This is a genomic window from Pseudomonas sp. HD6422 (genome assembly GCF_025377065.1).
Lineage (GTDB): Bacteria > Pseudomonadota > Gammaproteobacteria > Pseudomonadales > Pseudomonadaceae > Aquipseudomonas > Aquipseudomonas putida_U.
In genome coordinates this window covers 33,581-53,255 of the sequence record NZ_JAHWIW010000012.1, presented here as the reverse complement: position 1 = coordinate 53,255, position 19,675 = coordinate 33,581, and the positions used below count along the sequence as shown (strand labels likewise).

Here is a 19,675-nt window from a genome sequence, read left to right as displayed (position 1 = left end):
AGCCTTTTTCTTTTTTGAAGCGAGAACTCCATGCGCATCGTCTTTGCAGGCACTCCAGAGTTTGCCGCCGAACACCTCAAGGCCCTGCTCGACAGCCCCTACGAGATCGTGGCCGTCTACACCCAACCTGACCGGCCCGCAGGCCGTGGTCAGAAGCTCATGCCGAGCCCGGTAAAACAGTTGGCCGTGGCCCATGACATTCCCGTGCTGCAACCGCCGACCCTGCGCAACGCCGAGGCCCAGGCCGAACTCGCCGCGCTCGCCCCAGACCTCATGGTGGTGGTGGCCTACGGCCTGATCTTGCCCCAGGCGGTGTTGGATATCCCGCGCCTGGGCTGTATCAACAGTCACGCCTCGTTGCTGCCTCGCTGGCGCGGCGCGGCGCCGATCCAGCGTGCCGTCGAAGCGGGCGATGCCGAGAGCGGCGTGACCGTGATGCGCATGGAAGCGGGCCTGGACACCGGCCCCATGTTGCTCAAGGTGGTCACCCCGATCAGTGCCGAGGATACCGGCGGCAGCCTGCACGACCGCCTCGCCGAAATGGGCCCGCCCGCCGTACTGCAGGCCATCGCCGGCCTGGCCGACGGTAGTCTGCAGGGTGAAGTACAGGACGATGCCCTGGCCACCTATGCACACAAGCTGAACAAGGATGAAGCGCGCATCGACTGGAACCGCCCGGCGAGCGAACTGGAGCGCCTGATTCGCGCCTTCAACCCCTGGCCGGTGTGCCACAGCACCCTGGATGGCGAAAGCGTGAAGGTCCTGGCCGCCAAGTTGTCCACAGGCAAGGGCGCGCCGGGCGAGATTCTCGATGCCAGCAAGGACGGCGTGGTGGTCGCCTGCGCCGACCAGGCCCTGAGCCTGACCCGCCTGCAACTGCCTGGAGGCAAGGCGCTCAACTTCAGCGACCTGTTCAACAGCCGCCGCGAGAAATTCGCCGCTGGCAAGGTATTGGGCCAATGAATCCACGTCTCGCCGCTGCCCGCGCGCTGGCCGCCGTCCTCAGTGGCAAGGCGTCGCTGAACAGCTCGCTCCCGGCGCAGCTGGACAAGGTCGATGAGCGCGACCGGGGCCTGACCCAGGACCTGGCGTTCGGCACCGCCCGCTGGCAGCCACGCCTCGACCTGCTGGCCGCACAGCTGCTGCAGAAGCCGTTCAAGGCTGCCGACGCCGATGTGCAGGCGTTGCTGCTGGTCGGCCTGTACCAACTGTTCTACACCCGCATTCCGGCCCACGCCGCCATTGGCGAGACGGTCGGCTGCGCCGACAAGCTGAAGAAGCCATGGGCCAAGGGGCTGCTCAATGCCGTGCTGCGCCGGGCCCAGCGTGAAGGCGAGGCTTTGCTCGCCGACATGGACCGCGACCCGGTGGTACGCACCGCTCACCCGCGCTGGCTGCAAAAGTCCCTGAAGGCTTTCTGGCCGGAGCAGTGGGAGGCCATCTGTGCCGCCAACAATGCCCACCCGCCGATGATCCTGCGCGTCAACCGCCGCCACCACACGCGTGACGCCTATCTGGCCTTGCTGGCCAAGGCGGGGATCGATGCCAGCGCCTGCCAATACGGCAGCGACGCCATCGTCCTGAGCCAAGCCTGCGACGTACGTGGCCTGCCCGGCTTCGCCGAGGGATGGGTGAGCGTACAGGACGAAGCCGCACAACTGGCCGCCGACCTGCTCGAACTGGCCCCCGGCCAGCGTGTGCTCGACGCCTGCTGCGCCCCGGGTGGCAAAACTTGCCACCTGCTCGAAGCTGAAGCCGGCCTGGCCCACGTGGTGGCCATCGACCTCGAAGCCAAGCGCCTGGCCCGCGTACGCGAGAACCTCGACCGTCTCCAGCTCGACGCCGAGCTGATCGCCTGCGATGCCCGAGATACCGCCAGTTGGTGGGATGGCAAGCCATTCCAGCGCATCCTGCTCGATGCCCCCTGTTCGGCCACTGGGGTGATCCGCCGCCACCCGGACATCAAGCTGACCCGCCAGACCGATGACATTCCGGCACTGGCGGCGCTGCAAGGCCAGCTGCTCGACGCCTTGTGGCCGACCCTGGAAGTGGGGGGCATGTTGCTGTACGCCACCTGCTCCAGCCTGCCGACGGAAAACACCGAAGTCGTCGACGCGTTCCTTGCCCGCACTCCAGGCGCCCGCGAGCTGGACCTGGCCACCGAGGCCGGCCTGCGCCAGCCCCATGGCCGCCAGTTGCTGGCCCAGGAAGGCGGCCACGATGGCTTCTACTATGCCAAGCTGATCAAGATCGCCGCGTCACGCGGGTAAGAACCAAGGTTAGGGAGTAGCGGATGAAGATCATCATCCTCGGCGCAGGACAAGTCGGCGGAACATTGGCCGAGCACCTGGCGAGCGAAGCCAACGACATCACCGTGGTCGACACCGACGGCGACCGCCTGCGCGACCTCGGCGACCGCCTCGACATCCGCACCGTGCAGGGGCGTGGCTCTCTGCCCACGGTGCTGCGCCAGGCCGGTGCCGACGATGCCGACATGCTGGTGGCGGTGACCAACAGCGACGAGACCAACATGGTGGCCTGCCAGGTCGCCTACTCGCTGTTCCACACACCGACCAAGATCGCCCGGGTGCGCGAATCTTCCTATCTGAGCCGTGAGGAGCTGTTCGACAACGACCACATTCCGGTCGACGTGCTGATCAGCCCGGAACAGGTGGTGACCAACTACATCAAGCGGCTGATCGAACACCCAGGCTCGCTGCAGGTGATCGACTTCGCCGAAGGCAAGGCCCAGCTGGTGGCGGTCAAGGCCTACTACGGCGGCCCGCTGGTGGGCCAGCAGCTGCGCCAGATCCGCGCCCACATGCCCAACGTCGACACCCGTGTGGCGGCGATCTTCCGCCGCGACCGGCCGATCACCCCACGCGGCGACACCTTGATCGAAGCCGACGATGAAGTGTTCTTCATTGCCGCGCGCAAGGACATCCGCGCGGTGATGGGCGAGCTGCGGCGTCTGGACGAAACCAACAAGCGCGTGGTCATCGCCGGCGGCGGCCAGATCGGCGAACGCCTGGCCGAGGCTATCGAAAGCCGCTACCAGGTGAAGATCATCGAGATGAGCCCGGCGCGTTGCCGCTACCTCTCCGACACCCTGGAAAGCACCGTGGTGCTGCAGGGCAGCGCCTCGGACAAGGACCTGATGCTCGAAGAGAACATCGCCGACGCCGATATCTTCCTGGCCCTGACCAACGATGACGAGGCCAACATCATGTCCTCGCTGTTGGCCAAGCGCCTGGGCGCACGCAAAGTGATGACCATCATCAACAACCCGGCCTATGTCGACCTAGTGCAAGGCGGCGAGATCGACATCGCCATCAGCCCGCAGCTGGCCACCATCGGCACCTTGCTGGCCCACGTGCGCCGTGGCGACATCGTCAGCGTGCACTCGCTGCGCCGCGGTGCCGCCGAGGCGATCGAAGCGGTGGCCCATGGCGACGCCAAGTCGAGCAAGGTGGTGGGCAAGGCCATCGAAGATATCTCGTTGCCGCCGGGCACCACCATCGGCGCGATCATCCGCGACGAAGAGGTGCTGATCGCCCACGATGACACGGTGATCGAGTCGGGCGACCATGTGATCTTGTTCGTTGTGGATAAAAAGCATATCCGCGACGTGGAAAAGTTGTTCCACGTGGGGCTGAGTTTCTTCTAAAGGAGAGCAGGGCATGCGTGAATCGCTGGAGAAGATGCTCGCCAAGGGTGTGGATAACCCGCTGTTGCGCTTTGGCCTGGGCAAGGCCTGGCTGGACGAGGGCAACGGCGCCGAGGCGGCGCTGCACCTGGCCCGCTGCGTGGAGCAGGACCCCAAGTATTCCGCGGCATGGAAACTGCTGGGCAAGGCCTATCAGTTGCAGGGCGACCTGACGGCGGCGCGCAAGGCTTGGGAAGACGGGATCGTCGCGGCCCAGGCCCATGGCGACAAGCAGGCCGAAAAAGAGATGGCGGTGTTCCTGAAGAAGCTCGATAAAGCCTGAGATGGCTGGGGCTACTTCGTAGCCCATTCGCGGGACAAACCCGCTCCCACAAAGGTCCTGCATACACCGATCGATGTGGGAGCGGCCTTGTGTCGCGAAAGGGGCGCCAAGCGCCCCCAGGATCTCAATACCAGCGCGGCTCGCCAGCCGGGCGCTTCTTGAAGCGCTTCATGCTCCACATGTACTGGCTCGGATACTCGCGCACATAACGCTCGACCACCTTGCTCATGGCCGCCGCCGATTCGGTGACATCTGTGCTGTACATCGCTTCCGGGGCTGCCTCCAGGAATACCTTGAAGCCCGACCCGTCGGGCAGGCGCAGGGCATGCAGGAACACCCCGACGGCCTTGCCACCGGCCAGCATGTTCGGCACGAACTTGCTGGTCAGCGCCTGGGTGCCGAGGAACGGCACGAACACCCCCGCCGATTCGGCAGGCTCCGGGTCGGCAGGAATGCCCACCTGACCGCCACGGCGCACTTCCTTGATCACGCTGAGAATGCCTTCCTTGGTCGAAGGCGCGACGCGGTTGCCCATTTGCACACGCTGCTCGCGCAGCAGGTCATCGACCGCCTTGAGCTTGGGCGGGCGGTAGAAGATGATCGGCTTGCACTGGCTGCAATAGAAGTGGTTGAGCACTTCCCAGTTGCCCAGGTGGCTGGTGATACCGACCACGCCCTTGCCCGAGGCCAGGGCCTGCTCCAGCACTTCCAGGCCATGCACTTCCTTGACCAGCTCCAGCGACCGCTGCGGTGGCCAGATCCAGGCGCAGGCGCTCTCGGTGAACGACTTGCCGATGTCCTTCAATGCACGGCCCACCAACTGCTCACGTTCGACCGGATCCATCTCCGGGAAGCACTTGGCCAGGTTGATGCGAACCACGTTGCGCGAACCGTTGGGGATTTTCCACATCAGCCAGCCGATGCCGGCACCCACGCGCTGCACCGCGCCCCAGGGCAGCTTGGCAAACAGACGCAGCACCCCGACCATCAGGGCGCCTTTGAACTTTTCCACAGGCGGATTCCTTATTTCAGCAAGGCGCGCATTGTACCCTTTCAGCGCGCCAGCGCGGCGTAGCGATCACAGTCGATGGTATGGTCCATGACCATGCCGGTGGCCTGCATGAAGGCGTAGCAGATGGTCGGGCCGACGAAGGTGAAGCCGGCCTTGCGCAACGCCTTGCTCATGGCCTTGGCTTCATCGGTGACTGCCGGCACTTGGTCGCGACTCTTGAAATGGTTGATCCTGGGCACGCCGCCGACGAACGACCAGAGCCACTCGGCGGGGTTATCCACAGCCAGCCAAGCCCGGGCGTTACGCCGCACGGCGTTAAGTTTGAGGCGGTTGCGGATGATCCCGGCGTCGAGCATCAACTCAGCGATCCGTTCGTCGCTCAACTGCGCCAGGGCCACCGGATCGAAGCCGTGCAGCACCTCGCGATAGCGCTCGCGTTTACGCAGCACGGTGATCCAGGAAAGGCCAGCCTGGAACCCTTCGAGCAAAAGCATCTCGAACAGCAACGCCGGGTCACGCTGCGGCGTTCCCCACTCCTGGTCGTGGTAGGCCTGGTACAACGGATCGTCGGTACACCAAAAGCAGCGTGGCATAAGGCTCCAATGAGTAGAGGGCGAAGCGAATCAGGTTATACTCCCGCTCTTTACATCCGCATCCCCAGATACAGGTGAATTTCGTGAGCCAGCCTACGCCAGCCGTGCGTACCTTCCAAGACCTGATCCTCGCCCTGCAGAACTACTGGGCCGAGCAAGGTTGTGTGGTGCTTCAGCCCTACGATATGGAAGTAGGCGCCGGCACTTTCCACACCGCTACATTCCTGCGCGCCGTCGGCCCGGAAACCTGGAACGCCGCCTATGTGCAGCCTAGCCGCCGCCCTGGCGACGGCCGGTATGGCGAGAACCCCAACCGCCTGCAGCACTACTATCAGTTCCAGGTGGTGCTCAAGCCGAACCCGGCCAACTTCCAGGAGCTGTACCTCGGCTCGCTGAAAGCCATTGGCCTGGATCCGCTGGTCCACGACATTCGCTTCGTCGAAGACAATTGGGAGTCGCCGACCCTGGGCGCCTGGGGCCTGGGCTGGGAAATCTGGCTCAACGGCATGGAAGTCACCCAGTTCACCTACTTCCAGCAGGTCGGTGGCATCGAGTGCTACCCGGTCACCGGTGAAATCACCTACGGCCTCGAGCGCCTGGCCATGTACATCCAGGGCGTCGACTCGGTGTACGACCTGGTCTGGGCCGACGGACCGTTCGGCAAGGTCACCTACGGCGACGTGTTCCACCAGAACGAAGTGGAGCAGTCGACCTACAACTTCGAGCACGCCAACGTCGAGAAGCTGTTCGAGCTGTTCGACTTCTACGAAAGCGAAGCCAACCGCCTGATCAAGCTGGAGCTGCCGCTGCCGACCTATGAAATGGTCCTGAAGGCGTCGCACACCTTCAACCTGCTCGATGCGCGCCGCGCCATCTCGGTGACCGAGCGCCAGCGTTACATCCTGCGCGTGCGTACCCTGGCCCGGGACGTGGCGCAAAGCTATCTGCAAGCCCGTGCACGCCTGGGCTTCCCGATGGCCACCCCTGAACTGCGTGACGAAGTGTTGGCGAAGCTGGAGGCTGCACAATGAGTGCTCAAGATTTCCTGGTAGAACTGGGCACCGAAGAGCTGCCACCCAAAGCCCTGGCGAGCCTGGGCGATGCCTTCCTGGCCGGCATCGAGAAAGGTCTGCAGGCCGCCGGCCTGAACTACACCGGCAAGCAGGTATATGCCGCGCCACGCCGCCTGGCGGTGCTGATCCGTCAGCTCGACGTGCAACAGCCCGACCGCAGCATCAACATCGACGGCCCGCCCATGCAGGCGGCCTTCAAGGACGGCGAGCCGACCCAGGCTGCCCTGGGCTTCGCCAAGAAGTGCGGCGTGGAGCTGTCGGAAATCGACCAGAGCGGCGCCAAGCTGCGCTTCTCCCAGCACATCCCGGGCAAAGCCACCGTCAGCCTGCTGCCCACCATCGTCGAGGACTCGCTGAACGACCTGCCGATCCCCAAGCGCATGCGCTGGGCTGCCAGCCGTGAAGAGTTCGTGCGTCCGACCCAGTGGCTGGTGATGCTGCTCGGCGACCAGATCGTCGACTGCACCATCCTCTCGCAGAAGGCCGGTCGCCAATCCCGTGGCCACCGCTTCCACCATCCGGAAAACGTGGTCATCTCCGCGCCGGCCAACTACGTCGAAGACTTGCGCAAAGCCTACGTGCTGGCCGATTTCGCCGAGCGTCGCGAGCTGATCGCCAAGCGTACCGCCGAACTGGCCCTGCAGCAGGAAGGCAGCGCCATCGTGCCGCCGTCGCTGCTCGACGAAGTGACCGCCTTGGTGGAATGGCCGGTGCCGCTGGTGTGCTCGTTCGAGGAGCGTTTCCTCGAAGTGCCGCAGGAAGCCCTGATCACCACCATGCAGGACAACCAGAAGTACTTCTGCCTGCTCGACAGCGAAGGCAAGCTGCTGCCGCGCTTCATCACCGTGGCCAACGTCGAGAGCCGTGATCCCAAGCAGATCGTGCAGGGTAACGAGAAGGTCGTGCGCCCACGCCTGACCGACGCCGAGTTCTTCTTCAAGCAGGACAAGAAGCAGCCGCTGGAAACCTTCAACGAACGTCTCAAGAACGTGGTGTTCCAGGCTCAGCTTGGCACTGTGTACGACAAAGCCGAGCGTGTTTCCAAACTGGCCGCGTTCATCGCTCCGCTGATCGGTGGCAACGCTCAGCGCGCAGGCCGCGCCGGTCTGCTGTCGAAGTGCGACCTGGCCACCGAAATGGTCGGCGAATTCCCGGAAATGCAGGGCGTTGCCGGTTACTACTACGCGATCAACGACGGTGAACCGGAAGACGTCGCCCTGGCTCTGAACGAGCAGTACATGCCGCGCGGTGCCGGTGCCGAACTCCCGCAGACCCTGACCGGTGCCGCCGTGGCCATCGCCGACAAGCTCGACACCCTGGTCGGCATCTTCGGTATCGGCATGCTGCCGACCGGCAGCAAAGACCCCTATGCCCTGCGCCGCGCGGCCCTGGGCGTACTGCGTATCCTCATCGAGAAGCAGCTGGACCTGGACCTGACCACCGCGGTCGAGTTCGCGGTCAAGCAGTTCGGTGCCAAGGTCAAGGCCGCCGGCCTGTCCGACCAGGTGCTGGAATTCATCTTCGACCGCCTGCGTGCGCGTTACGAAGACGAAGGCATCGATGTCGCCACCTACCTGTCGGTGCGTGCCCTGAAGCCGGGTTCGGCCCTGGACTTCGACCAGCGCGTGCAGGCCGTGCAGGCTTTCCGCAAGCTGCCGGAAGCCGAAGCCCTGGCAGCGGTGAACAAGCGCGTGTCGAACCTGCTGAGCAAGGCCGAAGGCGCCATCGCCGACCAGGTCGAGCCGAAGTACTTCGACAACGCCAACGAGTTCTCCTTGTACTCGGCCATCCAGCAGGCCGACCAAGCCGTGCAGCCGATGGCCGCAGCGCGCCAGTACAGCGAATCGCTGGCTCGCCTGGCAGCCCTGCGTGACCCGGTCGATGCCTTCTTCGAAGCGGTGATGGTCAACGCCGAGGACGCCAAGGTCCGCGCCAACCGTTATGCCCTGCTCAGCCGCCTGCGCGGCCTGTTCCTGGGCGTGGCCGATATTTCGCTGCTGGGGTAAGTCTTGAAACTGCTGATTCTCGACCGTGACGGAGTGATCAACTATGACTCCGACGCCTACATCAAGACGCTGGAAGAGTGGATCCCGATCCCTGGCTCGGTCGAGGCTATCGCGCAGTTGAGCAAGGCCGGCTGGACGGTGGCGGTGGCCACCAACCAGTCCGGCATTGCCCGTGGCTACTACCCGCTGGACACCCTCGAGGCCATGCACACGCGTCTGCGCGCGCTGGTGGCCGAGCAGGGTGGCGAGGTGGGCTACATCGTGTATTGCCCGCACGGCCCGGACGACGGTTGCGAGTGCCGCAAGCCCAAGCCTGGCATGTTGCTGGCGATTGCAGAGCACTACCAGACCGAGCTGCGCGACGTATGGTTCGTCGGCGACAGCAAAGGTGACCTGGAGGCAGCCCTGTCTGTGGGTGCCCAGCCGGTGTTGGTCAAAACCGGCAAAGGCGAAAGGACCCTGGAAAAAGGCGTTCCCGACTCTACACTGATTTTCGACGATCTGGCGGCTATCGCCAGAGAACTAATTTAAATAGTGCGCCGATTGGCGCGCTTTCCTTCAGGCGGGCGAGCCCGCAACGGTACATGCCACTATGTCGATCCTGCAGGCGATCAGAATCTTTCTTTTTTACCTGCTACTGGGCACCAGTTCATTGCTGTGGTGCTCTCTGAGCTTCTTTATCGCGCCGTTTCTGTCATTCCCCAAGCGCTATCGCTTCATCAACGTCTACTGGTGCCGCTTCGCCGTGTTGCTGGCGCGCGTCGTATTGGGCATCGACTACAAGATCACCGGTGCTGAAAACGTGCCGAGCACGCCGTGCGTGATTCTGTCCAATCACCAGAGCACCTGGGAAACCTTTTTCCTGTCGGCCTACTTCTCGCCCCTGAGCCAGGTGCTCAAGCGCGAACTGCTCTACGTCCCCTTCTTCGGCTGGGCCATGGCCATGTTGCGCCCCATCGCCATTGACCGCGATAACCCCAAGGAGGCCTTGCGCCAAGTCGCCAGCAAAGGCGACGAGTTACTCAAGCAAAGTGTCTGGGTATTGATCTTCCCGGAGGGTACCCGTGTACCGTTCGGCACCGTAGGCAAGTTCTCCCGCGGCGGCACCGCCCTGGCGGTGAATGCCGGGCTGCCAGTGCTGCCGATTGCCCACAACGCCGGTAAGTTCTGGCCCAAGGCAGGATGGGGCAAACGCTCGGGTACCATCGAGGTGGTGATTGGCGAGCCGATGTACGCCAACGGCACCGGGCCACGCGCCATCGCCGAGCTCAACGATCGCGCCGCAGCCTGGAACGAGGCTACCCAACGGGCCATGGGTTCGCTGCCGCCGGTGAACGAGAAACCGGAAGAGCAGATTGCCTGACGATCTGTGGATAACTTGTGTGCAATTTTTGGATGGAATACTTGGATTTAACTCTAACTCTTTGATTTAGCTATTTATTTCCCTGTATGAATTTTTTCCGAGAATCGTGCATAAGTTTTTTCGGGGCATAAGAAAACCGGCTTTTACAGCCGGTTTTTTTATAGGGTCTCGCCGCCGATAGGGCCGCTCCTCAGACCTTGTCGATATCCACATCCTTGGTTTCTTTAAGGCAGAAGATCCCCACCACCAGACTGATGCCGGTGACCAGCACTGGATACCACAGCCCGTAGAAGATATCGCCGGTATACACCACCAGGGCGAACGATACGGTAGGCAGGAAACCACCGAACCAGCCATTGCCGATATGGTAAGGCAGGGACATGGAGGTGTAGCGGATACGGGTCGGGAACAACTCGACCATCACCGCCGCCAGCGGCCCATAGGTCATGGTCGCGATCAGGATCATCGCCACGATCAGCACCACCACCATCAACTCGTTGACCTGCGCCGGATCTGCCTTGGCCGGGTATCCAGCCTGCTCGATGGCTGCCCGCATGGCCGCCTCGTCGAAACCGTTGATGCTGGTCTCGCCTATCTTCACCACCACCTCACTACCGGCCGCGCTCACCGAGCTGTACGGCAAGCCTTGCTTCACCAGGAAGGTCTTGACCTTGTCGCACGGGCTGTCGAAGCGCGCCTTGCCGACCGGATCGAACTGGAAGGTGCAACCTTGCGGGTCGGCGCTGACCACGATAGGAGCCTGGCGGCTGGCCGCGTCGATCTGCGGGTTGGCGTAATGGCTCAGGGCCTTGAACATCGGGAAATAGCACACGGTGGCCAGCAACAATCCAATCATCAGGATCGGCTTGCGACCGATCCGGTCGGACAACCAGCCAAAGAACACGAAGAACGGCGCACCGATCACCACACTGATGATCAACAGGGTATTGGCCTGCGCCGCATCCATCTTGAGCATCTGGGTGAGGAAGAACAGCACGTAGAACTGCGCCGTATAGAAGGTCACGGCTTGGCCTGCGTTGATGCTGAACAGGGCGGTGAGCACCACCTTCAGGTTCGGCCACGAGGTGAACGACTCACGAATCGGCGATTTGCTCACCTTGCCCTGGGCCTTCATTTTCACGAACGCCGGCGATTCGTGCATGCTCATACGGATCCAGGTGGAGATGCCCAGCAGGATGATCGACAGCAGGAAGGGCAGGCGCCAGCCCCAGGTTTCGAACTGGTCGCCAGTGATGTAGCGGCTGGCCAGTACCACCACCAGCGATAGCAGCAGTCCCAAGGTGGCGGTGGACTGGATGAATCCGGTGTGGAAGCCGCGCTTGCCAGGTGGAGCATGCTCGGCCACGTAGGTCGCCGCACCGCCGTACTCGCCGCCCAGGGCCAGGCCCTGAAGCATGCGCAACGCCACGAGGATGATCGGCGCAGCGATGCCAATACTGGCGTAGGTCGGCAGCAGACCGACCGCGAATGTCGACAACCCCATCAGCACGATGGTGATCAGGAAGGTGTACTTACGCCCGATCATGTCACCGAGGCGACCGAATACCAGTGCCCCGAATGGCCTGACCAGGAAGCCAGCGGCAAAGGCCATCAGGGCGAAGATGAAGGCGGTGGTGTCGTTCACACCAGCGAAAAACTGCTTGCTGATGACCGCTGCCAGCGCGCCATAGAGAAAAAAGTCATACCACTCGAAAACCGTCCCGAGGGATGACGCGAAAATGATCTTGCGCTCTTCGCGACGGCTGGAGCTGCTGGCCGTCGCACCCTGCTCTTGGATGTAATCCGACATCGTTGCTGTCCTCGGCCCGCAGGCCACAGTGATTATTCTTGTTGTTCCACTGTCGGCAGCCTCCGACCGCAGGCTGCCGGTGTTGCACGCACCCGGTCAGGGCGTCGGTATTGCGTCTTGATTCAGGTAGGTCTGGGTGGGCGCTCCCTTGAGAATGAGTTCAGCCGCCTTCTCGGCGATCATCAACGTGGGTGAACAGGTATTGCCGGAGGTGATCTGCGGCATGATCGAAGCATCTGCCACGCGCAGGCCGGGAATGCCGTGGACACGCAATTGGTTATCCACAACGTCCAGCGCGCCATTGCCCATGCGACAGGTACCCACCGGGTGGAAGATGGTGGTGCCGATACGGCCTGCGGCCTCGAACAGATCCTGCTCGGTTTGCAGGGCAGGGCCCGGGAGATATTCCTGCGGCGCGAACGCCGCCAGCGCCGGGGCCTGGACGATGCGCCGGGTAAGGCGGATGGCATCGGCAGCGACCCGCAAGTCCTGTGGGTCGCTGAGGTAATTGGGGTCGATCAGCGGCGCACTGTTCATGTCGGCGCTGCTGATGTCGACGCGCCCACGGCTGGCCGGGCGCAGGTTGCACACCGAGGCGGTGAAGGCCGGGAAGCGGTGCAACGGTTCGCCGAAACGCTCCAGTGACAAGGGTTGCACGTGGTATTGCAGGTTCGCCGTCGGCTGATCGGGGCTGGAACGTACGAAGGCTCCCAGCTGGCTGGGTGCCATGGCCAGCGGGCCACTGCGGTCGTAGAGGTAGCGCAGGCCCATACCCATCTTGCCCCAAAGGCTGTTGGCCATTTGGTTGAGGGTGCGGGTGTTGCGAATCTGATAGATCAGGCGCAGTTGCAGGTGGTCCTGCAGGTTGCCACCAACGCCGGGCATTTCATGGCGTACGGCGATCCCGAGGCTGTCCAGCAGTTTGCGCGGCCCGATCCCCGAGCGTTGGAGAATGCCGGGAGAACCGATCGCTCCGGCGCACAGGATGATCTCGCGCCGCGCCCCGAACTCGTGCCAGGCGCCTTGCCAGAAGGCCTTCACAGCACGGGCGCGGGTATTGTTGAGCAAGACCTGATCGACCTGGACACCGGTAAGCACCGTGAGATTGGGACGGTTCTCGATTGGCCGCAGGAAGGCCTTCGACGCGTTCCAGCGCACGCCACTGCGCTGGTTGACCTGAAAGTATCCACAACCCTGGTTGTCGCCGGTGTTGAAGTCGTCAACCTTGGCGATGCCGCTTTGCTCGGCAGCATCGCGAAAGGCATCGAGGATCGGCCAGCTGTAGCGCTGGCGCTCGACCCGCCATTCGCCAGCGCCGCCATGATGCTCGCTGGCACCGGCAAAGTGGTTTTCACTGGTCTTGAACAGCGGGAGCACATCCTTCCAGGCCCAGCCTTCGTTGCCTTGCTTGGCCCAAAGGTCGTAGTCGGCGGCCTGACCGCGCATGTAGATCATGCCGTTGATCGACGAACAGCCGCCCAACACCTTGCCCCGTGGATAACCCAGGCTGCGACCGCCCAGGCCAGGCTGTGCCTCGGTCTTGAAGCACCAATCGGTGCGTGGGTTGCCGATGCAGTAAAGGTATCCGACGGGAATATGGATCCAGGGATAGTTGTCACGGCCACCCGCTTCGAGCAGCAGGACGCGGCAGGAAGGGTCGGCGGACAAACGATTGGCCAGCAGGCAACCGGCGGGACCGGCACCCACGACCACATAGTCGTAGACAGTTTCGGCTGATGGCATGGGCAACCTCGGGCCTGTTTTTTATTCTTGTCCCGGAACAGCTTAGTGAGTAATTTCGCTAAATAAAGACGAGATTTCGCGCAGCCGTTGTGCGTTTTAGCACAGCTATAAGGATCAGTATGTTCGACTGGAACGATCTGCGGTTTTTCCTCGAGTTACAGCGCAGCGGCCGCCTGCTCACTGCCGCCAAGCGCCTCAATACCACCCACAGCACCGTAGCCCGGCATATCGAAAGCATCGAGAAGAGCCTCGGCACCCCGCTGTTTATGCAGCACGCTCAAGGGTACGAACTGACTCCTTCGGGCCAGGCCTTGCTCAAGCACGCTGAAGCCATGGAAAACGTCGCCCTGCTGGCGCAGGAGGAGATCACCCAGGCCATCACGCCACTGGGCAAGATCCGCCTGGGGGTTACCGAGGGTATTGGCATCATGTTCTTCACCCCGCGCATGAGCGAACTGTTCAGCCGCTACCCGGGGCTGGAAGTGGAGCTGGTGGCGGTACCGCGCTTCGTCAGCATCCTCAACCGCGAGGCCGAGATCAGCATCCACCTGGAGCGGCCCAGCGCCGACCTTCTGATCACTCGCAAACTCACCGACTACCGGCTGGCACTGTACGCCAGCCAGGCCTATCTCGACCGGGCACCAGCACTGAACAACCGCGAAGACCTGGCCCGGCATAGTTGGATCGGCTACGTCGACGATCTCCTGTTCAGCCAGGAACTGCTGTTTCTCAACAGTTTCTGCCGAGCCCCCAACGTGGCTTTTCGCAGCACCAGCGTGATAGCCCAACAGCAGGCGGCGCGAGCCGGCCTGGGCATCGCCGTACTGCCCAACTACATGGCCCGCCACGACCCGGCACTGGTGCGGGTGCTGCCCAGCGAGACCATTCAGCGCAGCTACTGGATCTGTACCCGCCGCGAACTGCACAAGTCGGTTCGACTGCGAGTGGTGTGGGATTACCTGCTGGCGCTGTGCGCCGCCGAGCAGGCCGAACTGCTAGCCGAGTAATGCCTTGCCGGCGAGCAGTAGCGCTGCCAGCCAACCGGCCAGGGCGAACGACTGCTGCAGCCGCGGGCCGGCAATCTTGCTCGCCAGTGGCCGTGCCAGCAGCAAACCGAGCACCGCGCCTGCGGCGAACGGCGCCCCAATGCGCCAGTGCATCACACCTGCGAGGCTGGCACTGATCACGCTGCCGATGGACACCAGTGCGATCACGGCCAGCGATGTCGAGACGATGCTCTTCATGCGCAGGTTGGTATAGCGGTTCAACGCCGGGATGATCACGAAACCGCCTCCCACGCCGAGCAGGCCGGACAGCAGCCCGGACAATGCGCCCGTGAATGCCAGGGCTCGTGCGCAGGGCAGTGTCCAGCGCAGGCGGCCCTGCAGTGGATTGAGCACGCAGGGTTCGATGTAGCGATGGGCATCGTTGTGCTCACCGCGCAGTTCCTTGCCTGCCTTGCGCCAGATGCGCAAGCAGGCATAGACCAGCACCCCGGCGAAGACCAGTGCCAACGGTGTATTGGGCACACGGTGCGCGAGCATCAGACCCAAGGGTGCCGCCACGATACCGATCAGCGCGATGAAACACGCGGCGCGATAACGCACCAGACCTTCGCGCAGGCCCAGCCCAGCCCCGACCGCAGCCGCCAGGCCGACAGCGAGCAACCCGATGGGCGCCGCCTCGGCCATCGACAGGCCAAGTCCGAACACCAGCAAGGGTACCGCCAGGATTCCGCCCCCGGCGCCGGTCAAAGCCAGCACCGCGCCGATGATCGCGCCCAAGCCGGCCCCCAGCAATTGATGCGCGATCACTGTGTCGTCTCGACGGCCAACGGCTGTGGCCGCGCCAGCCATTCTCGGCCCTTGAGCATCGCCTGCCAGTACAGCGGTGGCAGCACGCGGGCTTTCAGCAGCCAGGCCAGACGGGTTGGTTGCCGCCCATCGAGCAGCCAGCGCGGAAAACTGGGCGCGACCTTCCCGCCATAGGTGAATTCGGCCAGCACGATCTTGCCGCGTTCGACGGTGAGCGGGCATGAGCCATAGCCGTCGTACTGGGCCAAGGTCGGCAAGCGGCCCAACGCCACCAACACATTATTGGCCACCACCGGGGCCTGCTTGCGGGCAGCGGCGGCGGTCTTGGCATTGCTGGTATTGGCGACGTCGCCCAGACCATGGACGTTATCGAACTGGCGGTGGCGCAGGGTGTAGGGGTCGACGTCGACCCAGCCGGCGGCGTCGGCCAGAGGGCTTTGGCGGATGAAGTCCGGGGCCACCTGGGGCGGTACGACGTGCAGCATGTCGAAGGCCTGGGTGAAGGTCTCGCTGCTGCCATCGGCCAGGGTGCGCACGAAGGTGGCGCGTTGTCCGGGCCCATCCACCGCGACCAGGCGATGGTGGTAGTTGAGGTCGACGCCATACTTGTCGATGTAGCGCATCAAAGCAGGCACGTAATCGGGCACGCCGAACAGCACCGCACCGGCGTTGAAGAATTGCGGCTTGATGGCGCCCAGGTGCCCATTGCGCAGCCAGTGGTCACACGACAGGTACAGGGCCTTCTGCGGCGCGCCAGCGCACTTTATCGGCATCGGCGGTTGGGTGAACAGCGCTTGGCCCTGCTTGAGGGTCTGCACCAATTTCCAGGTGTAGGGTGCCAGGTCATAGCGGTAGTTGGAGGTCACGCCGTGGCGGCCGAGGGTCTCACTCAGCCCATCGATGGCGTCCCAGTCCAGCTTCAGCCCAGGGCAGACCACCAGTTGGTCATAAGCGATGGCACGACCTTCTTCGAGCATCACCTGCCGACCGCTCGGGTCGAAGCTTTGCACACGCGCCTTGATCCAGCGCACGCCTCGAGGGATGGCCGAGGCCATGCTGCGGGCGGTGTCCGATGCGTCGAACACGCCGGCGCCGACCATGGTCCAGCCGGGCTGGTAGTAATGCACGTCGGCAGGGTCGATCAGCGCGATATCCAACGACGGCTCGCGCGCCAAGAGGCTGGAAGCCGTAGCGACACCGGCAGCGCCGGCACCGACGATGAGCACCTGATGGTGCTCGGTAGGGGAAGGGGACAGCAAGGCAGGCATGGCAATGAATCCTGGATTATGGTGAGGGCGGGGCGCTCAGAGCTTGTTCAGCGGGATCTTCAGGTAGCTCACCCCATTGTCTTCCGGGGCGGGGAAGTGGCCGCTGCGCATGTTCACCTGCACCGAAGGCAGGATCAGCACCGGCATGTCGAGGGTCTTGTCACGGGCCTCGCGCATGGCCACGAAGCTGTCCTCGTCGATACCCTGATGGATATGAATGTTGCGGGCGCGCTGCTCAGCCACGGTGGTGACGTACTGCATTTCACGTCCGCCAGGCAGGTAGTCGTGGCACATGAACAACCGAGTCTGATCGGGAAAGGCCAGCAGGCGGCGGATCGAGCGGTACAAGGTACGGGCATCGGCTCCAGGGAAGTCGCAGCGCGCAGTGCCGTAGTCGGGCATGAACAGGGTATCGCCGACGAATACCGCTTTTTCGCCACTGTCCTCGACGACGAAGCTCATGCACGCCGGGGTATGCCCGGGCGTATGCAAAGCGCGGGCATGCAGGTTGCCGATGCGGAACCCTTCCTCGTCTTCGAGCAGCACATCGAACTGGCTACCGTCACGGGCAAACTCCGGTTCGGCGTTGAACAGCGTACCGAATGTCTGCTGAACCTGGGTGATGTGTGCGCCGATGGCAGTATGGCCACCGAGCTTTTCCTTGAGGTAGGCCGCCGCCGAGAGATGGTCGGCGTGCACATGGGTTTCCAGTATCCAATGCACCTTGCCATCGAGTTCGGTCACCCGCTCGATCATGCGGTCCGCACTGGCGGTGCTGGTCCGACCGGATTTGGGGTCGTAGTCGAGCACGCTGTCGATCAGCGCGCACTGGTGGGTTTCAAGGTCCAATACCAGGTAACTGATGGTCGAGGTTGCCTTGTCGTAGAAGGCATCCACGTGAAGGTTGTTGCCGATGATCATCACGCTCTCCAGATTGTCCACCAGGGCTTATAGAGGCCTAGGCCGTATCCAGTGGTTTATCAAGATGCATGCCAGGGATTTTGCTCGGCCCGAGCCCGTGAAACGGGGCCGCCACCGACCAGCCCCGCGTACATTGGCAGTCAGGTTGGCAGTCGACTGTCAGCCAATGGCAGTGTTTGGCAGTGGCTGTTACGCTCATCCAGGTTATCCAAGAGTTGTCGCCATGCCTGCGCCCCATTCGATCATCCTCGCCTTGGTCTCCTACCTCGAGCACGATGCCTTACCCACCATCGTGCTGGACACCGACTACAACATCCTCGCGGCAAACGCTGCCTATCGCCGCCAGTTCGGCGATGCCGAGCGCGCACCGCTTGGCGAAAAGTGCCACAGGGTCTCCCATCACTACGCAGTGCCCTGTGACCAAGCCGGCGAGGATTGCCCCATGCGCAAAGCCTGGGACAGCAAGGTGCCGGAGCGCGTCCTGCACATTCACCACACCCCGCGCGGGCCAGAACATGTGGACGTGGAACTGCGTCCGATCCTCGACGAAGAGAGCAGTGTCATCGCTTTCGTCGAACGTCTGACCAGCATCACCTTGGCTTCGGCACAACCACAGCAGCACGGATTGGTCGGCCGGGCACCAGCCTTCAAGGCGGCATTGGCCAGTCTGCAGCGCGCCGCACCGGCGCAGATTCCGGTACTGCTACAGGGCGAATCGGGTACCGGCAAGGAACTGTTCGCCCGTGCCATCCACCTGGGTAGTCCACGTGCCAATGGTCCCCTCGTGGTGGTCGATTGCACCGGCCTGACCGAATCGCTGTTCGAGAGCGAGCTGTTCGGCTACGAGAAGGGCGCCTTCACCGGCGCCAATCAACGCAAGGTCGGCCTGGCCGAAGCGGCGCATGGCGGGACGTTGTTCCTCGATGAGATCGGCGAAGTGCCATTGGCCATGCAGGTCAAGCTGCTGCGCCTCATCGAGTCCGGCAGCTTCCGCCCAGTGGGCAGCCTTCGCACCGTGCATTCGGACTTCCGACTGGTGTCGGCGACCCACAAACCGCTTAAGCAGATGGTCGCCGCCGGTACCTTCCGCGAAGACTTGTACTACCGCATCAGCGGCTTTCCGATTCGTCTGCCGGCGTTGCGCGAGCGCGTCGAGGATCTGCCGCTGCTGGCCGCAAGCCTGCTGCAGCGCATGCCGGGTCACCCGCCCGCGCAATTGGGTGCAGCGGCGCTGGCGCGGCTGGCACTGCACGCGTTTCCTGGCAACATCCGTGAACTGCGCAACCTACTGGAGAGGGCCCGGTTGTTTGCCGACGATGGGCTGATTCGACCCGAACACTTGCCAGAGGATATTGGGCCACCGGGCACCTCCATCGGGATCCGCCGACGTGGCGGCAAAGACCTGGGCGACCTTGCGCAAGCGCTCGAACAGTTCCAGGGGTCACGCAGTGAACTGGCCCAGCACCTGGGTTTGAGCGAGCGCACGTTATATCGCCGCCTGAAAGCCTTGGGCCTGGGATCGAAGTAAGTTTGCGACCTTACATACCTTTACCGGACCTTTACCTGATGCTGAGGTTGGCGCCTGTGAAACTGTGTTTTCATGACGCCATCGCACCAGGCATAGACGACGTACTTGCCGGTCGTTCACAGGAAGAGGAACACCCGATGAAAAAGACGCTTAAAGTGATCTGCGCCGCGCTGATGATAAGCGCCCCTTTGGCCAGCTTCGCTCAACCCGGTCCGCCCCAAGGCGGCCAACCGGGGCGTCCGCATCAAGCCCAGCATCCAGGTCACCAGCAGGCCCCTAAACCGGACCACGATCACGGCTATCGCGATCCGAGCTACCGCCCGCAGCCAGGAATGCCAGTGCCGCACACTCAGTGGAAACGGAGCCACGTTGTCGACCGTGGCTATCGCGGCGACCGTTACTGGGTAACCGACTGGCGCGCACGTCACCTGCCAGCACCTCCCCATGACCATCGCTGGTTGCACATCAACGGCGACTATGTCCTGGTCGCCATCACCAGCGGCGTGATCATGAACATTCTGCCGGGTTACTGATCGCCCAAGGAAAAGCCCGCAG

Annotated in this window: 18 protein-coding genes; 11 read left to right on the top strand and 7 right to left on the bottom strand. The window is 63.2% G+C overall.

What is annotated here, in order from left to right; genetic code table 11:
- The first annotated feature begins 30 nt into the window (after positions 1–30).
- Genes fmt through KY379_RS10870 form a run of 4 tightly spaced genes read left to right on the top strand, consistent with a single transcriptional unit; the run spans position 31 to position 3,989 of the window.
- Positions 31–963 carry a methionyl-tRNA formyltransferase gene (gene fmt, locus KY379_RS10885; RefSeq protein WP_133325705.1) on the top strand — a complete coding sequence of 311 codons (933 nt, stop codon included), beginning with the start codon at positions 31–33 and terminating at the stop codon, positions 961–963.
- Positions 960–2,270 (top strand): 16S rRNA (cytosine(967)-C(5))-methyltransferase RsmB, encoded by a 1,311-nt coding sequence (rsmB, locus tag KY379_RS10880; protein ID WP_261239822.1) that lies wholly within the window; start codon positions 960–962, stop codon positions 2,268–2,270. Before fmt ends, rsmB begins: the two co-directional genes overlap by 4 nt.
- A gap of 23 nt (positions 2,271–2,293) precedes the next feature.
- The gene (gene trkA / locus KY379_RS10875; protein ID WP_133325701.1) at positions 2,294–3,667 is read left to right on the top strand and encodes a Trk system potassium transporter TrkA; all 1,374 of its coding nucleotides are present in this window, start codon (positions 2,294–2,296) and stop codon (positions 3,665–3,667) included.
- 13 nt (positions 3,668–3,680) lie between these two features.
- Positions 3,681–3,989 carry a tetratricopeptide repeat protein gene (locus KY379_RS10870; protein ID WP_133325699.1) on the top strand — a complete coding sequence of 103 codons (309 nt, stop codon included), beginning with the start codon at positions 3,681–3,683 and terminating at the stop codon, positions 3,987–3,989.
- A 124-nt stretch (positions 3,990–4,113) separates the two neighbouring features.
- Here KY379_RS10870 and KY379_RS10865 read toward each other — a convergent pair whose 3' ends face one another.
- Together KY379_RS10865 and KY379_RS10860 are read right to left on the bottom strand one after the other, a co-directional pair.
- Positions 4,114–5,001 carry a lysophospholipid acyltransferase gene (locus tag KY379_RS10865; protein WP_133325697.1) on the bottom strand — a complete coding sequence of 296 codons (888 nt, stop codon included), beginning with the start codon at positions 4,999–5,001 and terminating at the stop codon, positions 4,114–4,116.
- Between the two features lie 41 nt (positions 5,002–5,042).
- Positions 5,043–5,594 carry a DNA-3-methyladenine glycosylase I gene (locus KY379_RS10860; RefSeq protein WP_133325695.1) on the bottom strand — a complete coding sequence of 184 codons (552 nt, stop codon included), beginning with the start codon at positions 5,592–5,594 and terminating at the stop codon, positions 5,043–5,045.
- 83 nt (positions 5,595–5,677) lie between these two features.
- Between KY379_RS10860 and glyQ the strand changes: the two genes are divergently transcribed.
- The 4 genes from glyQ to KY379_RS10840 all read left to right on the top strand — a co-directional run bounded on the left by glyQ (position 5,678) and on the right by KY379_RS10840 (position 10,036).
- On the top strand, positions 5,678–6,625 hold the full coding sequence (glyQ, locus tag KY379_RS10855) for a glycine--tRNA ligase subunit alpha (protein WP_133325693.1): 948 nt from the start codon (positions 5,678–5,680) through the stop codon (positions 6,623–6,625).
- A complete protein-coding gene (gene glyS / locus KY379_RS10850; RefSeq protein WP_133325691.1) occupies positions 6,622–8,673 on the top strand; it encodes a glycine--tRNA ligase subunit beta in 2,052 nt (683 codons plus the stop codon). The genes glyQ and glyS overlap by 4 nt, the downstream gene beginning before the upstream one ends.
- Before the next feature lie 3 nt (positions 8,674–8,676).
- The gene (gmhB, locus tag KY379_RS10845; protein ID WP_196171447.1) at positions 8,677–9,204 is read left to right on the top strand and encodes a D-glycero-beta-D-manno-heptose 1,7-bisphosphate 7-phosphatase; all 528 of its coding nucleotides are present in this window, start codon (positions 8,677–8,679) and stop codon (positions 9,202–9,204) included.
- Between the two features lie 61 nt (positions 9,205–9,265).
- Complete coding sequence (locus tag KY379_RS10840; RefSeq protein ID WP_133325687.1) at positions 9,266–10,036, top strand: lysophospholipid acyltransferase family protein; 771 nt, start codon at positions 9,266–9,268, stop codon at positions 10,034–10,036.
- A 190-nt stretch (positions 10,037–10,226) separates the two neighbouring features.
- Here the strand turns inward: KY379_RS10840 and KY379_RS10835 are convergent, their stop codons facing one another.
- Together KY379_RS10835 and KY379_RS10830 are read right to left on the bottom strand one after the other, a co-directional pair.
- On the bottom strand, positions 10,227–11,846 hold the full coding sequence (locus KY379_RS10835) for an MFS transporter (RefSeq protein ID WP_133325685.1): 1,620 nt from the start codon (positions 11,844–11,846) through the stop codon (positions 10,227–10,229).
- Positions 11,847–11,942: 96 nt separating this feature from the next.
- Positions 11,943–13,589 (bottom strand): GMC family oxidoreductase, encoded by a 1,647-nt coding sequence (locus KY379_RS10830; protein ID WP_261239803.1) that lies wholly within the window; start codon positions 13,587–13,589, stop codon positions 11,943–11,945.
- Positions 13,590–13,708: 119 nt separating this feature from the next.
- On the opposite strand from KY379_RS10830, the gene KY379_RS10825 reads away from it, so the two are divergent.
- On the top strand, positions 13,709–14,596 hold the full coding sequence (locus tag KY379_RS10825; protein WP_133325681.1) for a LysR family transcriptional regulator: 888 nt from the start codon (positions 13,709–13,711) through the stop codon (positions 14,594–14,596).
- Here KY379_RS10825 and KY379_RS10820 read toward each other — a convergent pair.
- Genes KY379_RS10820 through KY379_RS10810 form a run of 3 tightly spaced genes read right to left on the bottom strand, consistent with a single transcriptional unit; the run spans position 14,585 to position 17,592 of the window.
- Positions 14,585–15,403, bottom strand: a complete 819-nt coding sequence (locus KY379_RS10820; RefSeq protein WP_261239802.1) for a sulfite exporter TauE/SafE family protein — start codon at positions 15,401–15,403, stop codon at positions 14,585–14,587. The genes KY379_RS10825 and KY379_RS10820 overlap by 12 nt on opposite strands.
- On the bottom strand, positions 15,400–16,671 hold the full coding sequence (locus KY379_RS10815) for an FAD/NAD(P)-binding oxidoreductase (RefSeq protein ID WP_261239801.1): 1,272 nt from the start codon (positions 16,669–16,671) through the stop codon (positions 15,400–15,402). The genes KY379_RS10820 and KY379_RS10815 overlap by 4 nt, the downstream gene beginning before the upstream one ends.
- 36 nt (positions 16,672–16,707) lie before the next feature.
- Positions 16,708–17,592 (bottom strand): MBL fold metallo-hydrolase, encoded by an 885-nt coding sequence (locus KY379_RS10810; RefSeq protein ID WP_133325675.1) that lies wholly within the window; start codon positions 17,590–17,592, stop codon positions 16,708–16,710.
- A gap of 223 nt (positions 17,593–17,815) precedes the next feature.
- On the opposite strand from KY379_RS10810, the gene KY379_RS10805 reads away from it, so the two are divergent.
- Together KY379_RS10805 and KY379_RS10800 are read left to right on the top strand one after the other, a co-directional pair.
- Positions 17,816–19,120 carry a sigma-54 interaction domain-containing protein gene (locus tag KY379_RS10805; RefSeq protein WP_261239800.1) on the top strand — a complete coding sequence of 435 codons (1,305 nt, stop codon included), beginning with the start codon at positions 17,816–17,818 and terminating at the stop codon, positions 19,118–19,120.
- A 137-nt stretch (positions 19,121–19,257) separates the two neighbouring features.
- Positions 19,258–19,653, top strand: a complete 396-nt coding sequence (locus tag KY379_RS10800) for an RcnB family protein (protein WP_261239794.1) — start codon at positions 19,258–19,260, stop codon at positions 19,651–19,653.
- Positions 19,654–19,675 lie beyond the last annotated feature (22 nt).

What these genes read in the sequence shown, in the direction of transcription:
- fmt (WP_133325705.1), top strand. Translation starts at nt 31, where the DNA reads ATGCGCATCGTCTTTGCAGGCACTCCAGAGTTTGCCGCCGAACACCTC.
- KY379_RS10840 (WP_133325687.1), top strand. Translation starts at nt 9,266, where the DNA reads ATGTCGATCCTGCAGGCGATCAGAATCTTTCTTTTTTACCTGCTACTG.
- trkA (WP_133325701.1), top strand. Translation starts at nt 2,294, where the DNA reads ATGAAGATCATCATCCTCGGCGCAGGACAAGTCGGCGGAACATTGGCC.
- glyS (WP_133325691.1), top strand. Translation starts at nt 6,622, where the DNA reads ATGAGTGCTCAAGATTTCCTGGTAGAACTGGGCACCGAAGAGCTGCCA.
- KY379_RS10835 (WP_133325685.1), bottom strand. Translation starts at nt 11,846, where the DNA reads ATGTCGGATTACATCCAAGAGCAGGGTGCGACGGCCAGCAGCTCCAGC.
- KY379_RS10810 (WP_133325675.1), bottom strand. Translation starts at nt 17,592, where the DNA reads ATGATCATCGGCAACAACCTTCACGTGGATGCCTTCTACGACAAGGCA.
- KY379_RS10815 (WP_261239801.1), bottom strand. Translation starts at nt 16,671, where the DNA reads ATGCCTGCCTTGCTGTCCCCTTCCCCTACCGAGCACCATCAGGTGCTC.
- rsmB (WP_261239822.1), top strand. Translation starts at nt 960, where the DNA reads ATGAATCCACGTCTCGCCGCTGCCCGCGCGCTGGCCGCCGTCCTCAGT.
- KY379_RS10805 (WP_261239800.1), top strand. Translation starts at nt 17,816, where the DNA reads ATGCCTGCGCCCCATTCGATCATCCTCGCCTTGGTCTCCTACCTCGAG.
- KY379_RS10825 (WP_133325681.1), top strand. Translation starts at nt 13,709, where the DNA reads ATGTTCGACTGGAACGATCTGCGGTTTTTCCTCGAGTTACAGCGCAGC.
- KY379_RS10800 (WP_261239794.1), top strand. Translation starts at nt 19,258, where the DNA reads ATGAAAAAGACGCTTAAAGTGATCTGCGCCGCGCTGATGATAAGCGCC.
- KY379_RS10830 (WP_261239803.1), bottom strand. Translation starts at nt 13,589, where the DNA reads ATGCCATCAGCCGAAACTGTCTACGACTATGTGGTCGTGGGTGCCGGT.
- KY379_RS10870 (WP_133325699.1), top strand. Translation starts at nt 3,681, where the DNA reads ATGCGTGAATCGCTGGAGAAGATGCTCGCCAAGGGTGTGGATAACCCG.
- KY379_RS10860 (WP_133325695.1), bottom strand. Translation starts at nt 5,594, where the DNA reads ATGCCACGCTGCTTTTGGTGTACCGACGATCCGTTGTACCAGGCCTAC.